22 protein-coding genes and 1 pseudogene are annotated in these 26,278 nt (G+C 46.1%); 20 read left to right on the plus strand and 3 right to left on the minus strand.

All coding sequences use genetic code 11. The features are described from left to right. Nucleotides 1–44: 44 nt before the first annotated feature. Entirely contained in the window at nt 45–1,043 is a 999-nt protein-coding gene (gene holA, locus FSB84_RS19370) for a DNA polymerase III subunit delta (protein ID WP_130539541.1), read from the plus strand. On the opposite strand, the gene FSB84_RS19375 is transcribed toward holA, so the two are convergent. Then, entirely contained in the window at nt 1,027–1,965 is a 939-nt protein-coding gene (locus tag FSB84_RS19375; RefSeq protein ID WP_130539542.1) for a bifunctional riboflavin kinase/FAD synthetase, read from the minus strand. The genes holA and FSB84_RS19375 overlap by 17 nt on opposite strands. Before the next feature lie 103 nt (nt 1,966–2,068). Between FSB84_RS19375 and FSB84_RS19380 the strand changes: the two genes are divergently transcribed. From FSB84_RS19380 to FSB84_RS19430, 11 genes are all read left to right on the plus strand, one after another. Further along, nucleotides 2,069–3,253 (plus strand): AIR synthase related protein, encoded by a 1,185-nt coding sequence (locus tag FSB84_RS19380; RefSeq protein WP_130539543.1) that lies wholly within the window; start codon nt 2,069–2,071, stop codon nt 3,251–3,253. Between the two features lie 394 nt (nt 3,254–3,647). Continuing rightward, entirely contained in the window at nt 3,648–4,505 is an 858-nt protein-coding gene (locus FSB84_RS19385) for a sigma-70 family RNA polymerase sigma factor (protein ID WP_014217201.1), read from the plus strand. A gap of 90 nt (nt 4,506–4,595) precedes the next feature. Beyond that, nucleotides 4,596–5,450, plus strand: coding sequence for an alpha/beta hydrolase (locus FSB84_RS19390; RefSeq protein WP_130539544.1), 855 nt, complete (start codon nt 4,596–4,598; stop codon nt 5,448–5,450). An 8-nt stretch (nt 5,451–5,458) separates the two neighbouring features. Beyond that, the gene (locus tag FSB84_RS19395; RefSeq protein ID WP_225979830.1) at nt 5,459–6,361 is read left to right on the plus strand and encodes a DUF4249 domain-containing protein; all 903 of its coding nucleotides are present in this window, start codon (nt 5,459–5,461) and stop codon (nt 6,359–6,361) included. Between the two features lie 122 nt (nt 6,362–6,483). Continuing rightward, nucleotides 6,484–7,422 carry a thioredoxin-disulfide reductase gene (gene trxB, locus FSB84_RS19400; protein ID WP_130539545.1) on the plus strand — a complete coding sequence of 313 codons (939 nt, stop codon included), beginning with the start codon at nt 6,484–6,486 and terminating at the stop codon, nt 7,420–7,422. Between the two features lie 85 nt (nt 7,423–7,507). Further along, nucleotides 7,508–7,867: a dihydroneopterin aldolase gene (locus tag FSB84_RS19405; RefSeq protein ID WP_130539546.1), complete on the plus strand. Its 360-nt coding sequence runs from the start codon at nt 7,508–7,510 to the stop codon at nt 7,865–7,867. A 49-nt stretch (nt 7,868–7,916) separates the two neighbouring features. Continuing rightward, on the plus strand, nt 7,917–8,525 hold the full coding sequence (locus tag FSB84_RS19410) for an RNA polymerase sigma factor (protein ID WP_130539547.1): 609 nt from the start codon (nt 7,917–7,919) through the stop codon (nt 8,523–8,525). 91 nt (nt 8,526–8,616) lie between these two features. After that, entirely contained in the window at nt 8,617–9,834 is a 1,218-nt protein-coding gene (locus tag FSB84_RS19415) for a FecR family protein (RefSeq protein ID WP_158644011.1), read from the plus strand. Nucleotides 9,835–10,045: 211 nt separating this feature from the next. Continuing rightward, nucleotides 10,046–13,594, plus strand: coding sequence for a SusC/RagA family TonB-linked outer membrane protein (locus tag FSB84_RS19420; RefSeq protein ID WP_158644012.1), 3,549 nt, complete (start codon nt 10,046–10,048; stop codon nt 13,592–13,594). Nucleotides 13,595–13,623: 29 nt separating this feature from the next. Next, nucleotides 13,624–14,994, plus strand: coding sequence for a RagB/SusD family nutrient uptake outer membrane protein (locus FSB84_RS19425; protein ID WP_130539550.1), 1,371 nt, complete (start codon nt 13,624–13,626; stop codon nt 14,992–14,994). 20 nt (nt 14,995–15,014) lie between these two features. Beyond that, nucleotides 15,015–16,169 carry a TlpA disulfide reductase family protein gene (locus FSB84_RS19430; protein WP_130539551.1) on the plus strand — a complete coding sequence of 385 codons (1,155 nt, stop codon included), beginning with the start codon at nt 15,015–15,017 and terminating at the stop codon, nt 16,167–16,169. Between the two features lie 508 nt (nt 16,170–16,677). Here FSB84_RS19430 and FSB84_RS19435 read toward each other — a convergent pair. Next, nucleotides 16,678–17,178 (minus strand): hypothetical protein, encoded by a 501-nt coding sequence (locus tag FSB84_RS19435; protein ID WP_130539552.1) that lies wholly within the window; start codon nt 17,176–17,178, stop codon nt 16,678–16,680. Between the two features lie 161 nt (nt 17,179–17,339). Further along, on the minus strand, nt 17,340–18,713 hold the full coding sequence (locus FSB84_RS19440; RefSeq protein ID WP_130539553.1) for an MATE family efflux transporter: 1,374 nt from the start codon (nt 18,711–18,713) through the stop codon (nt 17,340–17,342). 605 nt (nt 18,714–19,318) lie between these two features. Between FSB84_RS19440 and FSB84_RS19445 the strand changes: the two genes are divergently transcribed. The 8 genes and pseudogenes from FSB84_RS19445 (at nt 19,319) to FSB84_RS19475 (ending at nt 26,238) form a co-directional block, all read left to right on the plus strand. Continuing rightward, nucleotides 19,319–20,167, plus strand: a complete 849-nt coding sequence (locus FSB84_RS19445; RefSeq protein WP_130539554.1) for a DUF3822 family protein — start codon at nt 19,319–19,321, stop codon at nt 20,165–20,167. Continuing rightward, nucleotides 20,158–20,706, plus strand: coding sequence for an RsmD family RNA methyltransferase (locus FSB84_RS19450; protein ID WP_127124445.1), 549 nt, complete (start codon nt 20,158–20,160; stop codon nt 20,704–20,706). Before FSB84_RS19445 ends, FSB84_RS19450 begins: the two co-directional genes overlap by 10 nt. 10 nt (nt 20,707–20,716) lie before the next feature. Beyond that, nucleotides 20,717–21,343, plus strand: a complete 627-nt coding sequence (gene bioD / locus FSB84_RS19455) for a dethiobiotin synthase (protein ID WP_130539555.1) — start codon at nt 20,717–20,719, stop codon at nt 21,341–21,343. Further along, nucleotides 21,340–21,909: a 5-formyltetrahydrofolate cyclo-ligase gene (locus FSB84_RS19460; RefSeq protein ID WP_130539556.1), complete on the plus strand. Its 570-nt coding sequence runs from the start codon at nt 21,340–21,342 to the stop codon at nt 21,907–21,909. The genes bioD and FSB84_RS19460 overlap by 4 nt, the downstream gene beginning before the upstream one ends. After that, entirely contained in the window at nt 21,899–22,975 is a 1,077-nt protein-coding gene (gene lpxK, locus FSB84_RS19465; RefSeq protein WP_130539557.1) for a tetraacyldisaccharide 4'-kinase, read from the plus strand. Before FSB84_RS19460 ends, lpxK begins: the two co-directional genes overlap by 11 nt. A 69-nt stretch (nt 22,976–23,044) precedes the next feature. Then, nucleotides 23,045–23,218 (plus strand): annotated as a pseudogene (locus FSB84_RS31155) (hypothetical protein); the annotation flags it as partial. A gap of 95 nt (nt 23,219–23,313) precedes the next feature. Continuing rightward, nucleotides 23,314–25,188 (plus strand): ribonuclease R, encoded by a 1,875-nt coding sequence (rnr, locus tag FSB84_RS19470; protein ID WP_225979831.1) that lies wholly within the window; start codon nt 23,314–23,316, stop codon nt 25,186–25,188. Nucleotides 25,189–25,272: 84 nt separating this feature from the next. Next, nucleotides 25,273–26,238 (plus strand): polyprenyl synthetase family protein, encoded by a 966-nt coding sequence (locus FSB84_RS19475; protein ID WP_130539559.1) that lies wholly within the window; start codon nt 25,273–25,275, stop codon nt 26,236–26,238. Nucleotides 26,239–26,278: the final 40 nt, after the last annotated feature.

A 26,278-nucleotide genomic window follows, 5' to 3' on the forward strand; every position in this document is an offset into this window, starting at 1 on the left:
ATTTTGGTGTAATATTGCGATAATTTTTTAAATTTCATAGCCTCATGTCTGCGGAGAAAATAATTGGAGACTGGAAAAAGAAGAAATTCAAACCTGTTTACTGGCTGGAGGGGGAGGAAGACTATTTCATTGATCAGGTAATACAATATGCCGAACATGAGATCCTTACCGAAGCTGAATCAGGTTTCAATCTCATGGTATTTTATGGAAAAGACGCCAGCTGGATAGACATTGTGAATGCCTGTAAAAGGTATCCCATGTTCTCGGAAAGGCAGGTAGTGATCCTGAAAGAGGCACAACAAATGCGCGATATAGATAAACTCGAATCTTATATCGAACACCCGCTTTCGTCAACCATCTTTGTTGTTTCCTATAAAGAAAAGAAAGTGGACGGAAGAAGTAAGCTTGCCAAAACCCTCAAGGAAAAAGGTGAGATGCTCACCACGAAAAAAATGTACGATAACCAGTTGCCCGACTGGACTAACGAGCTCATACAATCGAAGGGACGTTCCATTTCACAAAAAGCGCTGATGCTGCTGGTAGATCATATCGGTAATGATCTCAGCCGTATCAACAATGAAATTGATAAAGTACTGGTGAACCTCGGCGAACGCACCAATATCACTGAAGATGATATCGAGAAATATGTTGGTGTGAGCAAGGAGTACAATCCTTTCGAATTACAAAGCGCCATGGCGGCAAAAGACCTGGCAAAAGCGATGAAGATCATCCAGTATTTTGAAGCAAATCCCAAAGCAGCTCCCATTCAGCTGATACTCCCAACCCTGTACAATCTTTTCAGCAAGACCTATATGATCTTTGGCCAGCAGGCCAAGGACGACAGAACCGTTGCTACCAATATTGGAGTGAATCCATTTTTCGTGAAAGATTATATGGCCACTGCACGCAACTACGGCTATCCGGGAGTTGAATCTGCATTGCTTTTGTTGCACCAGTACAATCTGAAGAGTGTAGGGGTGAACGATAGCGGCACATCAGACGGATCGCTGCTGAAAGAAATGGTGGCTAAGATGATGGTGTAAAGAACCGGAGCACATTTTCCTTGTCGATGGCCAATTGTTGTTTCAATGCATCGAGGCCATTGAACTTCTGTTCTCCCCGTAGATATTTCTGTACGTACACACGCAGCACAGAACCATAGATGTCCTGGTTGAAATCAAAGATATTCACTTCGATCATCCGCTTTGTGCCATCAACAGTTGGCCTGACACCGATATTCATCATGCCCTGTTTTGTTTCTCCTGATGGCAGTACTACCGTTACGGCATATACGCCGTTGCCCGGCACCAGTTTTTCTTCTGTTGTGAGTTGCAGGTTGGCGGTGGGATAGCCAAGGGTTCGTCCCAGTTTATTTCCTTCCACCACTTTTCCTTCGAAGAAGAAATCATAACCGAGAAGTGATCTCGCCAGTCCGATATCGCCGCCGAGTACGGCTTCGCGGATGCGCGTGGAGCTCACGGTGCTTTCATTGATCACATGCGCAGGGATCTCTTTCAGTTCAAAGCCCAGGCGGGCGCTGTAATCTTCCAGGAGTTTGTAATCGCCCTTACGGCCTTTGCCAAAGCGATGATCATAGCCGATGATCACAGTATGTGGATGGAATTTCTCGATGAGAAAATGTTCGCAATATTCCTCAGGCGTTTGTTGGGAAAAACTTTCCGTGAAGGGAACGATCACCAGGTTATCGATACCATTCCTTTCCAGCAATTCTATTTTTTCTTCGATAGTATTGATGAGATATACAGGCGCCTGGCCGGCAGCAACCACCTTGCGGGGGTGGGGGTGGAAAGTGATGATCACGGTCTCACCCTGGATGCGTTCCGCTTCCTGTTTCAACTGGGTCAGGATCTGCTGGTGTCCGATATGCACCCCGTCAAAGGTTCCGATGGTGACTACTGCATTCCGGAATACCGGCATCTGTTCTGTGGAATGGTAAACTTTCATATTGCGCTGCGAATTTACAGAGGGCCGGCTAAATAGAAGTGAGTTTAAGCCGATAGTTCTGTTTTTGTAGTTTTTATTCCCCCAACTTTGTAGCTTTGCGGCCATGAGTTTATATTCAAAACGTGGTGTTTCCGCTCAAAAGGAAGAAGTACATAAGGCAACGGAAAAATTAGACAAAGGACTGTATCCATTCGCTTTTTGCAAGATCTACCCTGATTTTCTCACCGGCGACAGCCAGTGGGTGAACCTCATGCACGCCGACGGGGCCGGAACAAAGAGTATCCTGGCCTATCTCTACTGGAAAGAGACCGGCGACCTCTCCGTCTGGAAAGGCATTGCACAGGACGCCATCGTAATGAACCTGGACGACCTCCTCTGTGTGGGCATCCATGATAATCTCCTCTTTTCTTCCACTATCGACCGTAACAAGAAACTGGTGCCCGGCGAGATCCTGGAAACCGTGATCAACGGCTCGCAGGAGATCTTCGATGAGCTGAAAAAGTTCGGCGTGAATATCCAGTACCTGGGAGGTGAGACCGCAGACGTAGGCGATGTGGTGCGCACCATTGCTGTGAACGGCACGATGGCTGCCCGCTGGCCCAAAGACAAACTGGTGACCAACGAAAAAATCCAGGCTGGCGACGTTATCGTAGGTTTTGCCAGTTACGGCCAGACCAGGTATGAAGACGCCTATAATAGTGGTATCGGGAGCAACGGCCTTACCAGCGCCCGCCACGATATGCTGAACAAGTTCTACGCAAAACAATACCCTGAATCATTCGAGCCCGGCCTCAGCGATGAGGTGGTGTACATCGGTCCATATAAAATGACCGATCCTGTGCCTGGTAATCAGCCCGGACTGCCTGCAGACCTGAATATCGGCAAACTGCTGCTCAGTCCTACGCGTACCTATGCACCTTTGCTGAAAGCGCTGATCGGGGAGCATTTCGATGCTATCCACGGCCTGATCCACTGCAGTGGCGGCGGTCAGACCAAGTGCATGAAATACCTGCCCGGGGATTTCCGCATTATCAAGGACAATCTCTTTGAGGCTCCGGTGATCTTCCAGCTGATCCAGAAAGCATCCGGGAGCGATCTCCGCGAAATGTACCAGGTTTTCAACATGGGCCACCGCCTGGAGGTATTTACCACCCCGGAAAAGGCAGAAGCTATGATAGAGGTCGGCAGACAACTCGGAATCGAAGGAAAAATTGTGGGAAGGGTGGAAAAAGCACCTGCGAAAGAGCTGATTCTCGATGTGAACGGGGAGAAAATCTATTTCAAATAGTATATTTAAGCAATTCATCCTGAACGTGCTGACACTTTAGATATTGCTGTTAAATTGATTTTAACATTTTTTTAATGTGTTTCCGGTAGGTACAATGTCTTTCACGCGCGTCTTAAGGATAGTCAATGCGGGTGCAGGTTACAGAGTTTGGACACGTGGAATATTATTTGTATTTTCTGTTTTGATAGCAATATCCATTTTTGTTTTGCCCCGGAATTATCCACAGGGCTATGACATATCGGTTTTGCTTTTTATTTTTGCAGACGGTACTGGACGGGATCAGGCATCTTAACAGCCTGTTTGCAGGAGTTTTGCAACTTCCCCTAAACAATCGTAGTCTAATTCATGTTGATACTGTACCCGATTACAGACCAGTAATACTTTATACACAGATATGAGACAGCTCAAAATTGCTACCCAGATAACAAATCGCGATTCGCAGGCAGTAGAAAAGTATCTTCAGGAAATCTCCAAGATCCCTATGATCACTCCTGAAGAGGAAACTGTGCTTGCACAGCGTATTAAAATGGGTGACCAAAAAGCGCTCGACAAATTGGTGCAGGCCAACTTGCGTTTCGTGGTATCTGTTGCTAAGCAGTACCAGCACCAGGGCCTTTCACTTAGCGATCTGATCAACGAGGGCAACCTCGGTTTGATAAAAGCCGCCCAGCGTTTCGATGAAACCAAGGGTTTTAAATTCATTTCATACGCCGTATGGTGGATTCGCCAGTCTATCTTACAAGCGTTGGCAGAGCAGGGCAGATTGGTCCGCTTGCCTCAAAACAAAATTGGCACTTACAACAAGGCTAACAAAGCGTACATGGCATTCGAGCAGGAACACGAGCGCGAACCAAGTACTGAAGAGTTGGCTGAACTGCTCGAAATGAGCGAAACTGAGATCAACAACATTTTCCAAAGCAATACCCGTCACACTTCACTGGATGCACCTGTGCACGAAGCTGAAGATGTAGCCATGGGCGACCTCCTGGAAGGTGGTGATGATACAGATGACGATGTAATGAAAGATTCTCTCCGCAACGAGATCCGCCGCGTGCTCAAATCCCTGAGCCCACGCGAAGCTGAGATCGTGAACGCTTACTTCGGCCTCGACGGCGAAAACGGCGTTACCATCGAACAGATCGGACAGAAATATGATCTTACCAAAGAACGTATCCGTCAGATCAAAGAGAGAGCGATCAAGCGTTTACAAAAAGCGCGTTATTCCAACGCTCTGAAAGCATATTTAGGTTAGTAAGAAAATTAGGATTTGTGTAAAAGAGGTCGTCTTGAAAAAGGTGACCTCTTTTTATTTCGGTACATTCATCTTCCCAAGTTTTTATCTATGAAATATTCCCTGTTGTTGTTTTGTATGCTTCTTGCAGTTGCTGGCTTTACGCAATCGCCGAAACCCATTGCCATCGGGCACTCTATCGAATTGGATTCGAAAGAGCTGAAAGAGAAAAGAACGATCAATATTTATCTTCCGGAGGGTTATAACGCTGAGGATTCAGCGCTTTATCCCGTGATCTATATCATCGATGGAGGGATGGAAGAAGATTTCTTTCATATTACCGGTATCGTTCGTTTCAATACACAGCCCTGGATCAATCGCTTTCCACGCTCGATTGTAGTGGGGATCGAGAATACCAATCGGAGAAGGGATTGTACTTTTCCGGTGGCCAATCTGGATTTTGTAGAGAAGATGGGTTTCAAAAAAGAGCAGTTCACTTCTTATGGCGGCTCTGGAGCCTATATCGCTTTCCTGCAAAAGGAATTACAACCGTATATCGGCAGTCATTACAAGACCAGTGGCAGCAATACTTTGATCGGCGAATCTCTGGCAGGTCTGCTGGCTGCCGAGATCCTGCTGAAACACCGTTCACTCTTCAATACCTACATCATCATGAGCCCAAGTCTGTGGTGGGGCGACGGCTCGTTGCTGGCGCAGGCTCCATCGCTTTTGAAAAAAGAGAACAATGGAAAACTGAACGTGTATGTAGGCGCCTGCAGCAAGGAGGAAGATAAACGGATGTACGATGATGCCATTGCGCTCGCCAATATCCTTCAGAAGGAGGGAGGCGCAGGGATGAAAGTATTCTACGATTATCTTCCCAATGAAATACACAGCACCATGATGCACCAGGCTGTTTACAATGCCTTCAAACTGATCTACCCGGGTACCGAATACCAGAAATAAGGCTACATTTGAGCTCCATTTGCGCGTATGCCATGCGTTTAGCGGCCGTCATATCGTTGTACATTTTTCTTGTTTCCTGCGAAAAGAATATCGATTTCATTCCGCGCGATTCAACGCCTGCCGTTGTGATAGATGCAGCTATCGAGAGTGGCCGGCCACCTGAAGTAAGGCTCTCCCGCAGTATGAACTATTTCTCCAGGCTCACGCCTGAACTGCTGGCCAGTACCTTCATACACGGCGCGAAAGTGGTGATGAGCAATGGTGAGAAAACGCATGTGTTGCGTGAATATAAACGCGAGCTGATCACCGGTTACAGTATCTACTATTATTCCATCGATTCAGCCAGTCTGCATACCGCTTTCCGCGGCGAATCCGGAAAAGGGTACAGTCTAACGGTTACGGTAGATGGAAAAGAGTACAGCGGCACAACCACTATCCCCAAACTGAATAAGAAAGTGGACTCGCTCTGGTGGAAACCAGCGCCGGGCAATAACGATCCGGAAAAAGTGGCCGTGATGGCCCGCCTCACCGATCCACCAGGTTACGGAAATTATATCCGGTACTATGTGCAGGTGGATAACGGTCCCTTCTACCCGCCATTGACCTCGGTCTTTGACGATCAGATCGTGGATGGCAAAACCTACGATGTGCAGCTGGAAAGCGGCGTAAACCGCGCAGATGACATAGACCTGGAGGAATATGGCTTCTTCTTCCATGGCGAAACAATTACAGTCAAACTTTGTAATATAGATAAGGCCACTTTTGATTTCTGGCGAACGATGGAATTCAATTACTCGAGCATTGGTAATCCATTCTCTTCACCTACCAAAGTACTGGGAAACATCAAAGGCGGAGCCCTGGGGTATTTCGGGGGCTATGCGGTGCAATACAGCACCATCGTGATTCCATGACGGAATTCATCCTTTATTAAACAGGTTATGCACAGTAAATTAAGGTGTTAATCCGATTGGCGAATTATTAACGGATTTGCCTTTATTTTTGGCGAATTATAAGCAAATTTTCAAGACTCAATATGGAAAGTGAAAAAGTACATTGTCTGATCATAGGTTCCGGTCCGGCAGGCTATACAGCAGCTATCTATGCAGCAAGAGCAAATATGAAACCCGTTCTGTACCAGGGCATCCAGCCCGGCGGGCAACTGACCATTACAACTGAAGTAGAGAACTATCCAGGCTATCCCGAAGGGATCCAGGGCCCGGAAATGATGGTGGATTTTGAAAAACAGGCTACCCGAATGGGCGCCGATATCAGATATGGTCTGGCTACCAAAGTGGATTTCTCCCAGCAACCCTTCAAGGTTTGGATCGATGAAGAGAAACTCGTGGAGGCTGATGCAGTGATCATCGCAACAGGCGCATCCGCCAAATGGCTCGGACTACCCAGCGAAGAGCGCCTCAACGGCTTCGGCGTAAGCGCCTGCGCTGTGTGCGACGGCTTCTTCTTCCGCGGAAAAGATGTGGCCATCGTTGGCGCAGGAGACACTGCCGCCGAAGAAGCCCTCTATCTTTCCAAACTCACCAACAAAGTGAGCATGCTGGTGCGTAAAGACCAGATGCGCGCTTCCAAAGTGATGCAGGACAGAGTGCTGGCCACTCCCAACATCCAGGTATACTGGGAAACAGAAACCGATGAGATCATCGGAGAGAATAAAGTGGAAAGCGTTCGCGTAAAGAACGTGAAAACCGGCGCTACAGAAACCATCCCCGTTCAGGGATTCTTTGTGGCCATCGGTCATACACCCAACTCAGACATCTTCAAGGATTATCTCGAAATGGATGAAGCGGGATATATCAAAACCATTCCAGGTACTTCCAAAACGAATGTTGAAGGAGTGTTTGCTGCCGGAGACGTGCAGGACAAGATCTATCGCCAGGCTGTAACAGCCGCCGGTAGCGGTTGTATGGCTGCACTGGATGCCGAGCGTTACCTCTCCGCAAAAGGACTGGTATAGCACAGGTAGCAAAAAAATAACATATAGTTTCTCAACTAATAGCTAATTTGGCCGCGTCCCTCATAAGACGAGGCCAAATTTTTTTATGGTATCTATAGAACTGCACAACCTCAGACTGCATGCGTATCATGGGCTCTATCCCGGAGAAGAGAAAACCGGCAGCGCATACGAAGTGAACCTCAAAGTAAGTTATGATGAAGGCGCCGTTCAGTTCGATGATATCAGGAACACCATCAACTACGTGGATGTATTCGAGATAGTAAAGAGCAGGATGGCAGTTCCCACGCCACTGCTGGAAAAAGTTGCCGAAGGCATTCTCAGAAGGATCAAACACCAGTACCCGTTTGCAACGGAAGCGATCATTTCTATTTATAAGCTGGAGCCTCCGATAGAGAATATCCAGGGGAAGATCGGGATCACGATGAGGAAGGAGTGGGAGAGGTAATCCACTAAATTAATAGCATGTTGGTCTCTATTGGAATTTTTGTAATAGTTTGCGAAAAATCCGTAAGAACCGACAATTGCCAGAGGACCCGTCATATCATGAAATAGAGCTGCTGCAAAAGATCGCGGAAGGAAACAGGGAAGCATTTCATGCGCTTTACCACCATTACCGCAATAAGATCTACTATATAGCTTCCAGGATGCTTCAATCCGATGCAGCTGCGGAAGATGTTTTACAGGAGATCTTTATCAAGATTTGGGTGAACCGGGAAAAACTCCGGAATATGGATTATTTCAGCACCTACTTGAATACGATTGTCCGCAATCATCTGTATAATCAATTTCGCAAAAAAGCAAACGAGGAAACTTATCTGCTCCGTCTACTGCCTGATCCTGCTGAACCTTCTCAGCCTTTCGATGAAACTGCTATCAAAGAATTGAAACAACTGCTTGCCAATGCTGTTGCAGCCCTGCCTCCCCGGCAACAGAAAGTTTTTCAGCTTAGCCGTGAACAGGGTCTCACACATGCTGCCATTGCTGCAAAACTTGGAATTTCTCCTGAAACAGTGAAGAAGCATATCATGGAAGCATTGCGTTTTATCAAATCATATCTTATTGCGCATGGAGCTGCGCTCACTGTCTGGCTGCTGCTTTCATAACTTGTCTGATTATTTTTTTGTTGCACTACCCCTCACGGGACAGTTGTGTGTTAGCTTATTGGGAGTCCAGGTTAAAACTTCCAGGAAAGCTATGAACTTACATGAAAGACTGCAATACCTGTATGATCGTTATGAAACTGGTGCCTGCACCCATCGTGAAAGACTGGAATTGATGGAACTGGCGGCTATGCCGGAACATGAAGCATTCTTCAAGGAACGGATAGATGCTGCAATGATCAATGTAGCTTATGATGAAGCAACGATATTGTCGCTATTACCCAACAAAAGGGCGGAGGAGATTTTTGAAGAGATCCTGAGGCAGCCTGTATTGGTACGTCGCAAAGCTCTCACACTCCGTTATTGGGCAGCCGCTGCGGCCATTCTCCTCGTCCTTGCGGCAGGTGCTTATCTCTGGTTCTCATCAACTGCATCGAAAATGGGACCGCAATCTTCACTTGCTATGGAGATCATGCCGGGTAAGGACGGTGCTATCCTTACGCTCGCCGATGGCAAACAGATTGTTCTGGATAGCATTGCCAGTGGTATCATTGGCAGCCAGAATGGTGCTCAGTTGACGCTGACTAACGGGCAACTGGCTTACGGCTCTTCAGGTCAGATCAATCATACAATGGAATACAATACTATCAGCACTCCGAAAGGACGGCAATTCAGATTATTGCTTTCTGATGGGACAATGGTATGGCTGAATGCAGCCAGTTCGCTTAAATATCCAACCATATTTACCGGAAAGGAACGACAGGTAACGGTGAGCGGGGAAGTCTATTTTGAAGTGGCAAAGAATACGAAAATGCCATTCCGTGTATCAGTAAACGAAAAAGCAACAATCGATGTATTGGGAACCAGCTTTAACGTTGAAGCTTACTCTAATGAAGGAGCTATTAACACTACTTTGCTTGAAGGAAGCATACGTGCTGCTGTAGTGCCCGCAGGTGTTGGGGGGAATGCTGCAAATAAGGTTCTCAAACCAGGTCAGCAGGCGCAGATATCAAATACGCCAACCGATCCTGGAGCGGTTCCCGGCATTACTGTTATCGACAATATCGATATCGAAAAAGTAATGGCATGGAAAAATGGGTTCTTCAATTTCGAAGGCGCTTCACTCGCCGAAGTGATGAAACAACTCGAACGCTGGTATGATATTGAAGTAATATATGAAAAAGGAATCCCGGATAAAAAGCTGATGGGGAAAATGACCAGGGATATTACATTGAATGGATTGCTGGCAGGTCTGGAAGAATTGGGGATTCATGGCAGGCTGGAAGGCAGGAAGCTGACCATATTGCCATAGTTGATTAAAACAATACCGGATATGATTTAAAACATAAAGTACAGTTGAAACAAAAACCGGAAGTGGTTCGAAGCACTTCCGGCGATTAGTTCAGTTGCTACAAATCGAGGTCTGAATCTCTATTTTTTTACAACCAAACACTTGCGAATCTATGCAAAAAACTGCTAATGGTTCAAGGTTTTCCCTGCCCATTACCCAAACTCTGTTAGTGATGAAGTTGACTGTATTGTTGTTGACCATTGCTGTATTTTCTGCTCACGGAAACAGTATGGCGCAAAATCTTACTATTTCAGGCAAAGGCCTCACGTTGAAGGAAGTTTTTACCACCATTGAAAAACAATCCGGGTACGTGATCATTGCCAACGAGGGGATATTCAACGGTACCAGAACTGTTTCTCTTGACGTAACCAATATGCCATTGAGGGAAGTATTGGACCTGGTGTTGAAAGCGCAATTGCTGCATTATTCAATTCATGGGAAAACGATCTTCCTTTCCCGTAAAGCAGCATATCCACCGGCTTTGCCAACTGATGGCGGTTTGAAAATAGCTTCCCTGATCATACAGCCAGATCCGCAGCCTGTCACAGGAACGATTGTGGATTCACTCGGCAGGCCGCTTCAGGGCGTGTCTGTTCAGCTGGATCCTGGTAACAGGGGAGGCACTACCAATAAGGAAGGTGTATTCTCCATTGGCAAAGTGCCCCCCGGGAACTATACGATCGAAATCACTTTCGTGAACCATCTTCCCATTGTCAGAAAAATAACTGTAGGAAACAGTCCACTGGAATTGGGGAACCTGGTGATGAAGATAAATCCTGGCGACATGAAGGAGATTGTAGTTATCAATACCGGTTATCAAAAGTTGAAGCCTAATGAGCTGGCAGGCGCTGCCGATGTGATCACCAAAAAGATGTTGATGGAGCAAACCGGCACCAATATCCTGGAAAGATTGAATGGCATGACCGGCTCTCTAAATTTCAACAATAAAGTATTGCCGGGAAATGCTACAGGGAATCCAAACAGTGTGCTGAACATGACTATCCGCGGATACAGTACTATCAACGGAACTACAGATCCGCTCATCATTTTGAACAATTTCCCGTATACCGGCGATATAAACAATATTGATCCTAACGATGTAGAAAGTATCGTTATCCTGAAAGATGCGGCAGCAACCGCCATGTGGGGTATCCGGGCTGCGAACGGGGTGATTGTTATTACAACTTCAGGATCAAAGTTTGGACAGAAAACACGTGTTAACTACCGTTATACAATAAGCGCTACTCCCGAACCGGACCTTTCGAAAGTGGATGTTGCTGACGGCCCGGAAGTGTACGACTTCATTGCTGAACACATGGGTAAGTCCCTTCCCTCTATATTGCAGGATTACCAGGCCATACCAGAACTGGATTTTACCGGGTGGCAATACTATAAGGGGCATATCTCCGAAGCCGAATTCAATGAAAAAATGGAACGCCTGAAAGCGATCCATCCCCGGCAACAATGGGCTGACCTGCTTTACAAGACGGGGATCTCTCAAACACATTCCCTGAATGTTTCAGGCGGCAGCGAAACCCTTACCTGGGTGCTGGCAGTGAACCGCGAAGACCGTTCCGGTACTTTGCAGGAAAAATCCAACCGGAATAATATCCGCATGACCACTGGTTTTAAGATGAGTGATAAGTTGAGGCTGGAACTGGGGATCGCTTATACGAAAAGTTATAACAAAACTGGTGCGCCGGCTTATAATTCATTGAAAGATGGGAATAATTATATGAGCACACGGGGATTGCAAAATCCTGACGGTACTCCTTATGGTTTTTATATCAATTACAGTCCAGTTCGAATGGATACTGTGGGCGCAGGTTTATTGGGTGATCTGAAATTCTATCCGCTTACAGACTGGAAACAAAATTACACCACCACCACGCTGGAGAATTATACAAAGAATTTCCGGCTCGTCTATACGCCTTTGAAAGACCTGGAACTAGCCGTTAGTTTGCAGTCCGTCAATCAAACCTCCGCTGCCCTTAACCGTGCAGAAAAAGAATCTTATTATGCACGGTACAATGTGGCTTATTTCGCCAATATCGATTATGCCCGTAGGATAGTCAATTATCAACTCCCCAAAGGAGAGATACATCGCATAAGGAATAATTATTCCAATAGCTTCAATGGAAGGGTAGACCTGAACTATAAGAAGAAGATCGGCAAAGGCCTACTGGTTTTCAACGGAGCATTCGATATCTCCGAATCAGTCAATAAAGCCGATGGAGAATTCCTGGTAGGTTATGAAGACAATCCCCGTAAATATACCTATCCTCATCAGCAACCTGTATATTCCTCTCTCGTGGGGGGGACTGTGTATCCGATCTATTCAACGGATATACTGACCCCGAAGGAAGTAACACAAAGGAATATATCCACTACTGCAAGCCTGGCATATATCTACGACGAGAGGCTTGTGTTCAATGTCAATGGCCGCCGGGATGGTGCGAATATTTTGGGCGTAAATGTGAATGAACGATGGAAGCCCAATTTTTCGGCTGGATTGAACTGGCGCCTGCACAAAGAGAAGTTCTTCAATATCGATGCGGTCAGCAATCTCACAGTGGGTATATCATCAGGCTTTGTTGGAAATGTAGATGTTTCCAAAAGCAGCCGCCTTGTGGCAACCTCGTTTGGATATCATTCCACATTTACCGAGCTGCCTGGATATTACCAAACTGCCATTCCACCTAATCCGGAATTGCGCTGGGAGAAAACCAGCCATACCAATTTCAAGCTGGATATAGGCCTGTTCAATGATCGTATCCAGTTATTCTCCAATATTTTCCTGAAGAACGTGCGCGACCTCTATCTCTCTACCACGGTAGATCCCATTCAGGCATTGGCAACACAGTATATTGCCAATGCCGGTAAGATGAATGTAAGAGGATATGAGCTCAGTCTGATGGCTAAAATAATAGATAGCAAGTCTTTCGGATATGATATTACTTTCAGTACTGCTCGTACAAAGGAAAGTGTGAAGTATTATCCCAATACCTATACACATGGGGAGAATCTTCGCATGATGTTACAGAATGATGGTGTTGCACTAACCTCGCTTCCTGCACTGTTTTCAAATATGCCGCTTTTCTCCATTATCAGCTTCGATGGAAAAATGGGCGTGAACAATAAGGGCGAATATGAAGTGGAATATGATGGACAGGTATTCAATAACGGGATCGAATTATTGAGCTATGTCGTCAAGAATGGAAAAGACTTTACCGGTATCAAAAATTATGGAACTGGCACTCCCACTTTTACAGGCGCTTTCCATAACCGTTTCCGTTACAGGAATTGGTCGCTCCTGGTTTCTCTGCAGGCAGAGCTTGGTCATTATTTCAAATATCCAACGGATAATGTGAATTTCCTGACGTTGTCAAATGCATTCTACAGACGCTGGCAAAAACCAGGGGATGAAGCGCATACTGAATTACCTGAGTACACAATTCCTGAAAACAAGAGCTGGTTCAGCTACAGGATGTATTCCCGTGAAAATATTATGAAAGGAGGAGTGATCCGGATCAACAACATTCAACTTAACTATACCATCCCAACACGAAAGCTGAAGGTCTTGAACCTGGCCTTCAATGCGCAAAACCTGGGAAAGATCTGGACTGCTAACGGTAAAGGATATGACTACCGTAATCTCAACTTCATGAGCTGGAACAGTGAAGAAAAGTACTATGCATTTACCGTAAATGTCGGCTTTTAACAAAGAATAGTAATCTCCAAATCAAAAAGATGAAATATTATTTGCTATTGATAATGATCTGCTGCTCACTATTGGGAGCCTGCAATAAATTCCTGGATAAGAATCCTGATCCCACTCAGCGTGTACCAACTACTTTGGAAGAAATTGGTCTGCTTTCGAATGCTGCCCGGAATAATACGGAAGCAAGTTATCATCAGGGAGCCGACGAATATTTTATCCCGGTTTTCAAGACCACTTTCAGAGCGGAAGCACAATATTTTTATAAGCATTGGAATTATGAAGTAGTGAGCCCCTGGGCGCTCACCGCTGAACCCGTTACGCCCAATTATAAATCCATTCAAACCGCAAACGCTTCTCTGGAACTACTGGGAAAGATAAAGCAAACGGAGGCCAACCGGATAGAGTACAATAAGATCAAAGGGAAATGTCATTATCTCCGCGCCAGCAATTATATGTTCCTTGCCTGGACGTATTGCAAAGCTTACCAGGCAGCAACAGCGGCAAAGGACCTGGGAATGCCCATCGATGAAGACAGCTATTTTGGAAATAAACTGAAAAGATCTACACTGAAAGAATTGTATGACTATATTCTTAAGGAAGCTCATATAGCTTACCGGGCCCTGGAAATACGCTATCCGCTAAGGGATGAGATAAACAGGATAAATGTAATGGGATTATTGGCCAGGGTACATTTGTCCATGGGTGCATATGATTCAGCAATGGTGTACAGCAATGAATTGTTAAGCCATGAATCAGGTTTGATGAATTATAATGATCCCGGAGAAGTGAATATCGGGTCTGCTACTCCTTTCAAGAACTTCAATAAAGAAATGCTGGAGATCATTCTGTCTGGCAGCAGGGGATTCTTCGATCCTGTAATTACCGGAAACGTCTGTTACATCGATACGAATTTGATAGCGAGCTATGCTCCGGATGATCTCAGGCCCAAAGCGCATTTCAAAAAAGCGGGTGAGTATTATCAGCATTACAGTTCCATTTATGGTTCGGGGAATCCTGTGGCCAACAATATCATGATGGTGGATGAATTCTATCTGGTAAGGGCAGAGTGTTATGCCCGGAAAGGAGAAAAGGAGAAAGCACTCAAAGACCTGAACGATTTGTTGGTTACGCGGTTCGCTGCAGGAAAATTTGTTCCCTATACAACTGCTACAGCAGCAGAAGCGCTGGACCTCATCCTGGAGGAAAGAAAGAAGTCGCTTGTATTCCGGGGGCTGAGATGGATCGATATTAAAAGACAAAACCTGGAAGGAAGAAATATAGCTGTTGTGAGAAAAGTGGATGGAGTTACTTATGTGCTTCCTCCCAATGACCCCAGGTTCTCATGCCCGCTGCATAGCGTGCTGGTTGGAGAATATGATTATGAACAAAATCCGTATTAATAATAATAAAGCCAATTTATATGAAAAGAATTTTTGCCCTGATTGTGTTTGTGTTTGTCTCTAAAATGGCTGTATTGAGCCAGACGATCACCGGGAAATTTGAAGGACCTGTGAGTTATGACAAAGTTTATCTATACCAATATTCCTTCCTGGATCATAAGCTTGTTTCAATTGACTCGGCTTCGGTGATAGATGGAAAATATAAGTTCGACTTTGTATATGGTAAGGAACCCACTTCGTCTTTCCTTCGACTAAAAAATGAGAAGGATGAAATTTTGTGGAAGCATCAAATTGAGCTGTACCTCTCCAAAGATTCCATTTTGGTGTTAACTACAGACTCATTCAATAATGCTCGTGTGCTGAATTCGGTCACCAATTATGAATACGCTCTCTTTAACGAAATGATCGAACCTGCATTGAAGTATCAGTATAGTATTGGAGATAAGATTGTCAGGAGTCATAAAACCATCCCTAAGGAAATTGCAGCTTCCAAAGAGTACGAACAGTTTGCTATGAAACGGAGAAATGATTCCAGGAAGGAACTATTCAGAAGGTATGAAGACTTCATAAAGGATAATCCTGGTTCCTGGATCAGTCTCTATGCTTTGCGTAGGAGAATGCTGGATATGGATATGCTGGTGGGGCCTGGACGTGAATTGTTTTCATTATTGGATGAGCATTTAAAGCAATCTCCTACAGGTAAGAAGATTGCATCCCGCCTGGATAATCAACACAAACTTCAGATCGGATTAGCAGCGCCTGCGATCAGGCTGCCCAATACAAAAGGACAAATGATCGATTTGAAGGATTACAGAAAGAAGTACGTATTGTTGGAATTCTGGAGTTCTGGCTGCGGGGGCTGCAGGATGGAATCGCCACATTTAAGGTCGGCCTTTGAAAAATATAAAAGCAAAGGATTTGACATTCTCAGTATATCGCTGGACGAGGACAGGTTTGATGGCCGGAATCGTTGGTTGAAGGCAATTGAAAAAGATGGTACTGATTTATGGCAACAGGTTAGTGATTTGAAGGGAAGTAAATCACCGGCAATTATCAGCTACGATATTCAGGTCATTCCGCAAAACTACCTGGTAGATCCGGATGGAATAATCATAGCGAGAAACCTGCGCGGAGCAGCACTGCATAAAAAGCTGAGAGAATTATTCGGCTTTTAAAGTTGAAGCAGGATATATAATTAAAAAGTTTTTCAACTAATGCTAAGTGGCCGCGTCCCTCAAAAGGCGTGGCCAAATTCTTATTCGGATAAGTGATATATTTAGGTGTCCGGCGAATTACACACTAGTCTTGATAACAATGAAAAAAGCTATTCTAAATGCATTAAGAGGATTGTTTTTCTATTATAGCAGTGGAGGAACAGCCGGCATACCTTATTTTAGTACCATCTGTGTTCTCACGCTTGCTATAATAATTCACTTCGTACAGTTTACACTTGCATTATACCGCTTTGCTCATATAGACGTTCCCTTTTTTGCGATGCCGGAGGGAATTCATAAAGGGTATAAATACTTGCTGATGGCGGTATACCTGGCACCCATTTTTTTCATTTTGACAAGAATATTTCCTGAAAGGAAAATTAAATTTAAAAGGCATGAATTGGAAGAACTGCGGAGCTACAGGTATTATTTCTTTGTTTATCTGGCGGTGAACGTTCTGATCATTGTTTTACTGGTTGCGGACAGGATGGTTATTAGAAAATAGTTGCCAAAATATATTGGGAGTAGTGTCCATAGTTTCCCTTAATGTTAGCCGTGGTAAGGTCTGCTTTACTTCAAAATATTGCCAGTCCGATTGGATGAACCATCGCTTATCAGTGAGCTTGGCCACAAAAACTGCACGGATTCTATAGGAACCTTTATTGTAGTGCCGGCCGAAAGTCAATGCATAATCCAGTTTCAGGGTATCCTGTTTGTTCAATGGTAAGAAAGCAGTTGGTCTTGCTATCTTAATAGAATCCAGTAATTCTTCCGCTGATCTGAAATCAGTAATCAAATAATCTCTAAACGAATGGTCCCGGTAGCCCACATAACTATCGCCTTCTTTTCTTTCAACAGCAAATGAGAGATTGTTCAAAGGTGTTGGTTCATCATGATAAACCTCGTCAAAGATCTGATCCAGGATGAACACGGGGTTCCCGTTATTGGTTAGCCGAAGTTTGATTTGCATATTTGTACTATCGCTCCAGCCTGGAGTATGCAACTTTAATTGTAATATCAAATCATGCTGATCATAAGCAGTCAAGGAAACCAGTAAGGCTATTATGGTTGCGATTATTTTTCCAAAATTGAGCTTTTCAGTTGTTAATGCCCATATGCCGGTTTACGAGATCAAATCACCTTCTTCTTCCACCTGCCACTCCTGATATACAAAAAACTCATTGTGAACATCGAGATCCAGTAGATCCACTCACTCATCCAACCCACAGCCAACGGCAGCTTCAGCCATTCCATCATAATAAAGCAATAAATACAGTAAATAACAATGGTGATGGCTTCAATTCCCAGATTCACTGTTGTATTACCCGTACCAGTAACCGCATTCAGCCAGATGGTAGAAAAGCTCATCAATACCATCGCAATGGATACCACACGTACCACCGGAATAGCAGACTCCACAAAGCCGGGATCTTGTCCGTAGATCAGCAGGAATACTCCGGGAAATATATTCAGTAAAATAGCAATACAAACTGCAAAGGAGGAACTAACCCGCACTATCTTATGTATCACTTCTATCACTCTTTCCTTTTTTCCCTGCCCGATAATATTACTCACCATTGTATTGCTTGTGGCGGCAAATGCCCAGGTGAACACACCGAACAAGCCAAACAGGTTGCGCATGGTATTGGAAATCGCCAGATCACGGTTCGCATAACCGGAATGAAAGCCGTGTCGTTCTACTAAGATGTAAAAGAATACCCAGGCCATGATACTAATGGCATGCTGGAATATAAGCGGAGAGGATTGAACGAAGATCAGCTTGCTCACTTCCTTGTTATATCCAAAATGTTTGTACAATGAAAAGCGTTTACTGATGCCCTTTATATGGATAACGAGAAACACAACGAACATTCCCATCGCTTCAGCGATCACAGAAGCAATTGCAGCGCCGTTAAATCCGATCTGCGGGAATCCAAGTTTCCCATAGATCAGTGTATAATCGAAGAATACATTAGCCAGTGTTTCCGCCAGTGTACCAATCACCAAATACTTGCTTTGATTAGTACCTACCAGCAAGGCGTTCCGCATCTGATAAACATAAAGAAAGGGGAGGCCCCAGATTCGGATGCGCAAAAAGCTCACACTTTGTTCCACCACAGTTTCATCCGATAAAGACATCCGTAATACAAACGGCGCCACAAACCAGGTGAGCAAAATTCCGATAACAGCTATCACCATCGCCATCCGTACTCCCTGCGAGAACAGTTTCCCGATCTCTGCCACCCGGTTCTCGCCGGCACGGCGACTGATCAGCGCCTGCAATCCGTTATTCAATCCAAAACCGATAGCGGCAAAGATGAGATAATACACTCCCGTCAGACCGGCTGTGCCGAGCTCTCTTTCGCCCAATCCACCCAGGAAAATATTGTTGGTAATGAAATTGATCTGCGGTACCAATAAGGCAAAGCTGATAGGTAAGGCAATTTTAAGGATCTGCTTGTAGGAAATCTCCAATTGTAACGCTGGCGCTGTTCTCACTGACATAATGGTGACAAAATTAATGAGAAAGATGCAGACCCAAAACTGGCTGGCCGCAGTGGTAGATCAGACAACACCCGCGTGATAGTAGTAAGATAGTACAGAGATAGTAGAGAGATAGTGGCTTTTTAAACGGGGAGAGTACTGAGATTGTACTGAGACGGTAGTATGAAAGTACTGAAACTGTTGTCAGCAAACGCACCAAAACCTAAAACCTTATTTTTAAATAAAGTCGACATTAAATTGATAATCAATTAAATAGTGACAAGTGAATTTTTTTATTTACTCTATTTGATTGATTGTCAATTAAATACGGCAGGCTAATTGCCACTTAGTTGCCTGTTAATGGCTGCCGAATGCACGCTTAGTTGCTGTCGGAGGTATCAAAGGGCTATGCCGGACTGCTCCCAGAGGCATGAAAGGGCCTGGTCAGGGTGCTGGCAGTCGCTCGCCTCCGGCGAACACCGCGTCGCCAGAGGCGACTAAATAAAAGTCACTCGCCGGAGGCGAACGACTGCCAGCTCTCCGTCCTTTCCAGTCAGCCTCGCACCCTCCCAAAACTCACCTTGCCCCTTCTCCCAAAATTATGTAACATTGCAAGTTCTATTATTATGTTGAAAGCAACTTTTGATATCATTCCCGATAGTATTGCCGATGGAAATCTGCAGAACAACATGCTGCTGATGGAAGTAAGTGATCAGATTTTCTGCTATGTGTTATACAACCGCGAAAGCCAGCGCTTTCTCGGGTTCCGTCAATACAACCTCGACTTTATCCCCGGCAAAACGCCGCTCGAAGCCCTGTCTGAAATTCTTTCCGGTGATGAGCACCTCCAGCGTCAATTCGCGGAAGCTTACCTGGTTTATCATTACACAGACAGTAACCTGATCCCCGAAAAATTCTTCGCTATCGATCTCAACAAGCCCATTACGGAGATCGTATACGGCAATGCCCAAAAGGGGCTTTTGCTGAACGATAAGGTACAGGGCTGGGACCTTTACAATATCTACCGTATTCCCCGCGAAGTGCACAGCCTGCTGCAGCAGAAATTTTCTGCCGGTAATTACTGGCATTACAATACCCTGCTGCTTTCCGGCGTAAATAGGGAAAGCCTGGAAGGCGATACCATCAAAGTGGTGATTGCGGCCGATAAGTTTGCCGTGGTGGCTTTCAAAGGCCAGCAACTGCAACTGGCGCAGAGCTATCATTACCAGACCCCCGAAGATGTGAGCTTCCAGCTGCTGGCACTCGCGCTGCAATTCGGGATCGATCAGGAATCCGTGAACCTGAAAGTATCCGGACTGATGGATGAACAAAGCATCCTCTACCAGGAGCTCCTGAAATACTTCAATCAGCTGGAATGGGAAAGGCTGCCAGGAGAAACTTCCACAGAAGAAGGGTTTGAGAACTTCCCTTCCCACTATTTTTCACCGTTGCTGAAAATGGCTTTATGCGTATAATAAGTGGAGAGCATGGTGGCAGGAGGATCAACCCGCCTGCAAAAATGCCTTACACAAGACCTACTACCGATGTGGCCAAAGAAGGCCTCTTCAATATCATCCAGAACAACCTGGAGATCGAAGGGATGAAAACCCTCGACCTCTTTGGCGGAACCGGCAGTATCAGTTATGAGCTGGCTTCCCGCGGCGCCACGGATCTTACCATCGTGGAGAAAGATACCGCGATGTTCGAATTCATCCGCAAAACTTCCACGGACCTGAAGCTGGAAAACTTCAAGGTGATCAAAATGGAAGTGTTCAAATTCATGGAGAACTGCGCGGAGCAGTTCGATTTTATCTTCGCCGGCCCTCCCTATGCCCTGAACACCATCGATGAGCTTCCGAAAAAAGTGGTGGAAAAACAACTCCTCAAACCCAATGGCTGGTTTGTACTGGAACATACCCCACGTAATAACTATGAGGGATACCCGCTTTTTGTTACTTCGCGGAATTATGGTACTACCATCTTCAGCATTTTTGTAAATAAACAGACTACTTAAATCTGTTACGATGAACATTTTTGTAACTGGCATCGGTACCGGAGTAGGAAAGACCCTGGTATCGGCCATCCTTACGCGCGCGTTGGAAGCCGACTACTGGAAACCTGTACAGGCGGGCTTTGACGACGGTACAGACAGTGAATTCATCCAGCAGGCCGTCAAAGGGACCAGTTCAGTCATCCATCCTGAAACCTATAAATTCTGGTTGCCTGCATCTCCGCATATTGCTGCCCGAAAGGAGGGTATCAATATCTCAATAGAAAAAATTTGTGCGTCTATTCCAGTAATAAATCGTAATTTGATCATCGAGGGCGCAGGCGGCCTCATGGTGCCGTTGAATGAAAAGGCATTTGTAGCAGACCTGATAAAAGCGCTGAATGCAAAAGTGATACTGGTAAGCAGAAATTATCTCGGGAGTATCAATCACTCCCTTCTCACAGCAAAGGTATGCAGGGACCTGGACCTGCCCGTGATCGGATGGATCTTCAACGACCAGTTCCTGGATTATGAAGAAGAGATTGTTCGCTGGAGCAATATTCCAAAGATAGCAACAGTTCCATATTCAGAAACGACTGACGGGGCGTTTATCAATTCACAGGCCGCCATTGTTCGAGAGGCCCTGAAAGCATTACTATGATAAAAAGTACCGTAAGAAAAGAGTATTTGCAACGCAGACTGGATTTACAGGAAGAAGAACTGCAGCAACAGATCGCACTCATGGCTTTCAATTTCAAAAAACTGGAATTGCCTGCCGTGAAATTCTTATTGTCCTATTTCCCACTTGCCAACAGAAGGGAATTCGATATCTCCGTTTGTGAAGATATTCTCAAGAAACAATATCCCACCATGCAGGTGGCATGGCCACGCCTGGAAGTGGACAGCTCCGATATGGAAGCCTGCCTCGTTGAAAAAGGAGGGCTCTTCCTCAAGAACAAATTCAATATACTCGAACCCATCAGCGGCGTGGTGATCCCGCCTGAACAGATCGATATGGTGTTTGTTCCGCTCGTTGCCTTCGAAGCACGCGGTTACCGCGTGGGGTATGGCAAAGGATATTACGACCGCTACCTGGCGCGTTGCAGACCGGATGCCCTCAAGATCGGCTTCTCCTTCTTCGGGCCGGTAGATGCCATCGAGGACATCAATGAATTTGATGTACCTTTAAACTTTTGTATCACACCGTTTCGCATCTATGAATTTTAACGCTCCGCTCTTAAGGCCGATACGCATATTACTGGTGCCCTTCTCCATACTCTATGGCGCCATCGTTTGGCTGAGGAACCGGTTGTACGACAAACAGGTGCTGAAATCGACTCCTTTCAATATCCCCCTGATCTGTGTTGGGAATCTCTCCGCAGGCGGGACCGGCAAATCCCCCATGGTGGAATTCCTGCTCAAAAAACTGCACAACAGTTACAAAATGGCTGTGCTCAGCAGGGGATACAAAAGGAAAACAAAAGGCTATGCCCTCGCCAAACCCGGCACCAATGCACTGGAGATCGGGGACGAGCCCATGCAGTTCCATATCAAGTTCCCGGATGTAAGCATCGCAGTAGGAGAGGAAAGGATCGTGGCCATCCCGCAACTCCTGCACGATAAACCGGAAACACAGGTGATCATCCTGGACGATGCCTTCCAGCACCGCGCCGTGAAAGCCGGAATGAACATCGTTCTCACTGATTACAACAATCTTTTCACCCGCGACTGGTACCTGCCCACCGGTGACCTCCGCGATGAAAAGGCCAGCTACAAAAGAGCAGATGTGCTCATCGTTACCAAATGCCCGCCCGGACTCAGTTCTGAAGAAAGGCAACAACTGGAAATGGAGATAAAACCACTCGCGCACCAGCGGCTGTTCTTCTCTTCCATCAGGTACGGACAACCGTATCATATCATCACCAAAGAATCAATACAACTGGCCCCGGAGCTGGAAGTATTGCTCGTTTCAGGGATCGCCAACCCTGAACCACTAAAGAAATACCTGCACGAAGTTGCGGATACGTATTACGAATTGCTGTACAGCGACCACCATATCTTCAGCATCGACGACCTGAATGAGATCAGGAAAAAGTTCAGCCAGATCCAGGCTTCACAAAAGCTTATCATCACCACTGAAAAAGATGCTGTACGTTTGATCAAGTTTGAGCAACAATTACAAGACCTGCCCCTGTATGTACTCCCCATTGAAGTGCAGTTCCTGTTCAGTGAAGAACCGGTTTTCACTGAATTAATGACTAAATTCATCACAGGATTCAAACTGCCGGCATAAAGGCAAACCTTTTGCATTACAGGCATTACAGCCTGCCTTTATGATCCTTTAAAGTTTAACACAGAAAGAATGAGTAAGAAACACTCAAGAAAAGACAACAAGAAAAGAAAATCCTCCGCTTCCTCCCAGGCAGTGTTGAAGGGTACCCTCGATATTACCCGGTCTGGAATCGGGTATGTAATTGTGGAAGGTCAGCCAAACGATGTGCTCGTCCGCCCCAATGATTTCAATACCGCCCTTCACGGCGATACCGTGAAAGTGCAGCTCACTGGTGGACGCCAGGGAGCCGCCAGCAGGGTAAAGTGGTCCAGGTGCTCCATCGCAAACAAAGCGAGTTCATGGGCAAGATCGAAATGGGTAAGAACTTCGCCTTCTTTGTGGCAGATACAGACAAACCCATGCCTGATATTTTCATCCCCGTCGAGAACCTCAAAGACGCCAAAGACAAAGACCGCGCCATCGTGCGTATCCTCGAATGGCAGCCCAATAAGAAACCACTCGGTGAAGTAGTACAGGTACTCGATGCTGTGAACGAAGGTGATCTCGCCATGAAAGAGATCCTCATGGAGAACGGCTTCGGCCTCTTCTTTCACGATGATGTGATCGAAGAAACAGAACGCATCCCCGATACCATCTCTCTCGCGGAGATCAATAAGCGAAAAGATTGTCGCGATATCCTCACCTTCACCATCGACCCCGTTGATGCGAAGGATTTTGATGATGCCCTCTCTTTCCGCGTACTGAAAAATGGCATGTACGAAGTGGGTATCCATATCGCAGACGTAAGCTATTACGTGGAGCCCGGAACCGAACTGGATAAAGAAGCGTACACACGCGCCACATCCGTTTACCTCCCGGACCGTGTAGCGCCTATGCTTCCGGAGCGGATTTCCAATGAGCTCTGCTCGCTTCGTCCGAATGAAGACAAGCTCACTTTCTCCGTGATCGTGCAGATGACGCCCAGGGGCGAGATCAAGCAACACTGGATCGGCAGAACAGTGATCCATTCCAATCGCCGCTTCACCTACGAGGAAGTGCAGGAAACACTGGAAAAAGGAGAAGGCGATTACCAGGCCGAGATCCTTATCCTCAACAATTTTGCACAACGCATGCGCAAGCAGCGTTTCAAACACGGAGCTATCAATTTCTCCTCCGTTGAAGTAAGATTCAAACTGGATGAAACAGGAAAGCCCATTGGTATCGTAGTGAAAGAAAGTAAGGAAGCACACCAGCTGATCGAAGAGTTCATGCTGCTCGCCAACAGGCTGGTGGCCGAACGCGCCAGCAAGGAAAAAGTGAACAAGGACCCACTGCCATTCCCTTACCGTGTGCACGATCAGCCCGACGAGCTGAAACTCCTGCCGTTTGCAGCATTCGCAAAGAAATACGGACATCATTTCGATACATCATCTCCTGACGCTATCGCAGCCAGCTTCAACCAGATGCTGAAAGATGTACAGGGAAAACCTGAACAGCATGTGCTGGAACAACTCGGTATCCGCACTATGGCAAAGGCCGCTTATACTGCTGAGAATATTGGTCACTATGGACTGGGATTCGAGAATTATTGTCACTTCACTTCACCCATCCGTCGCTATCCCGATGTGATGGTGCACCGGATCCTCCAGGATATCCTGAATGGAAAACCGGAAGTGGACAAGAAGATGGAAGTGAAATGCAAGCACTGCAGTGAACGCGAACGCGCCGCCATGGAAGCAGAACGCGCTTCCAATAAATACAAACAGGTTGAGTTCATGCAGCAATACCTGGGCGATGAATTCGATGGCGTGATCAGCGGTGTATCTGCATTCGGATTCTGGGTGGAAACCATCGATCATAAATGCGAAGGGTTGGTAAGCATTGCTTCACTGCTGGACTATGATGATTTCAGACTGATCGAAGGCGATTACAGCATTGCGGGAATGCGCAGCGGCCGCAAATTCAGAATGGGCGATAAAGTGCGCATCAAGGTAGTGGCCGCCAATCTCACCAAACGTCAGCTCGATTACGAATGGGTATTCGGATCCGGTAACAATGCCGAACCTGCACCCAGGCCGGAAGGAGAGGGAAGAAGACGTAAATCCGAAACTCCTGCTGAAAATGATCCATTCGGCAAATTCAGGAATTCAGGAAAAGGAGGAAAAAAGATAAAGGATAGCAAGCCCGCGAAAGCAGGCGGCGCAAAACCGAAGAAAAAGCCGACTAAAAAATAAAACCATACAACCGGCCAACAATAATACTGTTGGCCGGTTTTTTCATATACCGTAGTTTTACCCCGGTCTCACAAAAAGAATTTTATGCAGCGTTTTGAAGATTTAGCCCAGCAGTTTGCCACCCATTTCAATAACAGGCATTTCCCCGAACAGCCTGCCACCTTATACGATGCCGGTGAATATTTTCTCGGGATCGGTGGAAAGCGTATCAGGCCTGTATTGTGTTTGATGGGAAATGAATTGTTTGCTGAGATCGTACCCGATGCCTTCCAGGTAGCCACTGCCATCGAGCTCTTCCACAATTTTACGCTCATCCACGATGATATCATGGACAATGCGCCGCTTCGCCGCAACCAGCCGACCGTGCACGAAAAATATGGCTCCTCCACCGCTCTCCTCGCAGGAGATGTGATGCTGGTAGTAGCTTACGATTATCTTCTCAAGATCAAACCTGAATACATCCGCAAGATCACCAACCTGTTCAGCAGAACCGCCCGCGAAGTATGCGAAGGCCAGCAGCTCGACATGGATTTCGAAAAAAGGGAACAGGTAGGAATGGATGAATATATCCATATGATCGAACTGAAAACTTCCGTGCTGGTAGCTGCAAGCCTCAGGATGGGAGGTTTACTCGGAGGCGCCGGAGAACGCAACCTGCATCATCTCTATGAGTTCGGCCGCAATCTCGGTATCGCTTTCCAGGTGCAGGATGATTATCTCGACTGCTACGGCGATCCCGCCAAATTCGGCAAACAGGTGGGCGGCGATATCGTTGCCAATAAAAAGACCTTTCTCCTGATCAAGGCCCTGGAATCAGCCGACAAAGAAAGGCTGGCCTCGCTGAAAGCCTTGCTGGCAGGCAATGCTGCTGATAAAGTGCAGCAGGTGCTGGGGATTTTCCACGACCTCAAGGTAGACCAGTGGGCCTTTAACCTGAAGGAACATTATCTCAATGAAGCATATCGCCACCTCGATGAAATAGCGGTGGTAGCTGTACGTAAGGAACCCCTGCAAAAGCTGGCGCAGTTCCTGGTGCAAAGGGAATATTAAGCCTCCCACTTTACTGGTACTGAATTTTTCCATAATTTAA

The organism is Pseudobacter ginsenosidimutans (genome assembly GCF_007970185.1).
GTDB lineage: Bacteria > Bacteroidota > Bacteroidia > Chitinophagales > Chitinophagaceae > Pseudobacter > Pseudobacter ginsenosidimutans.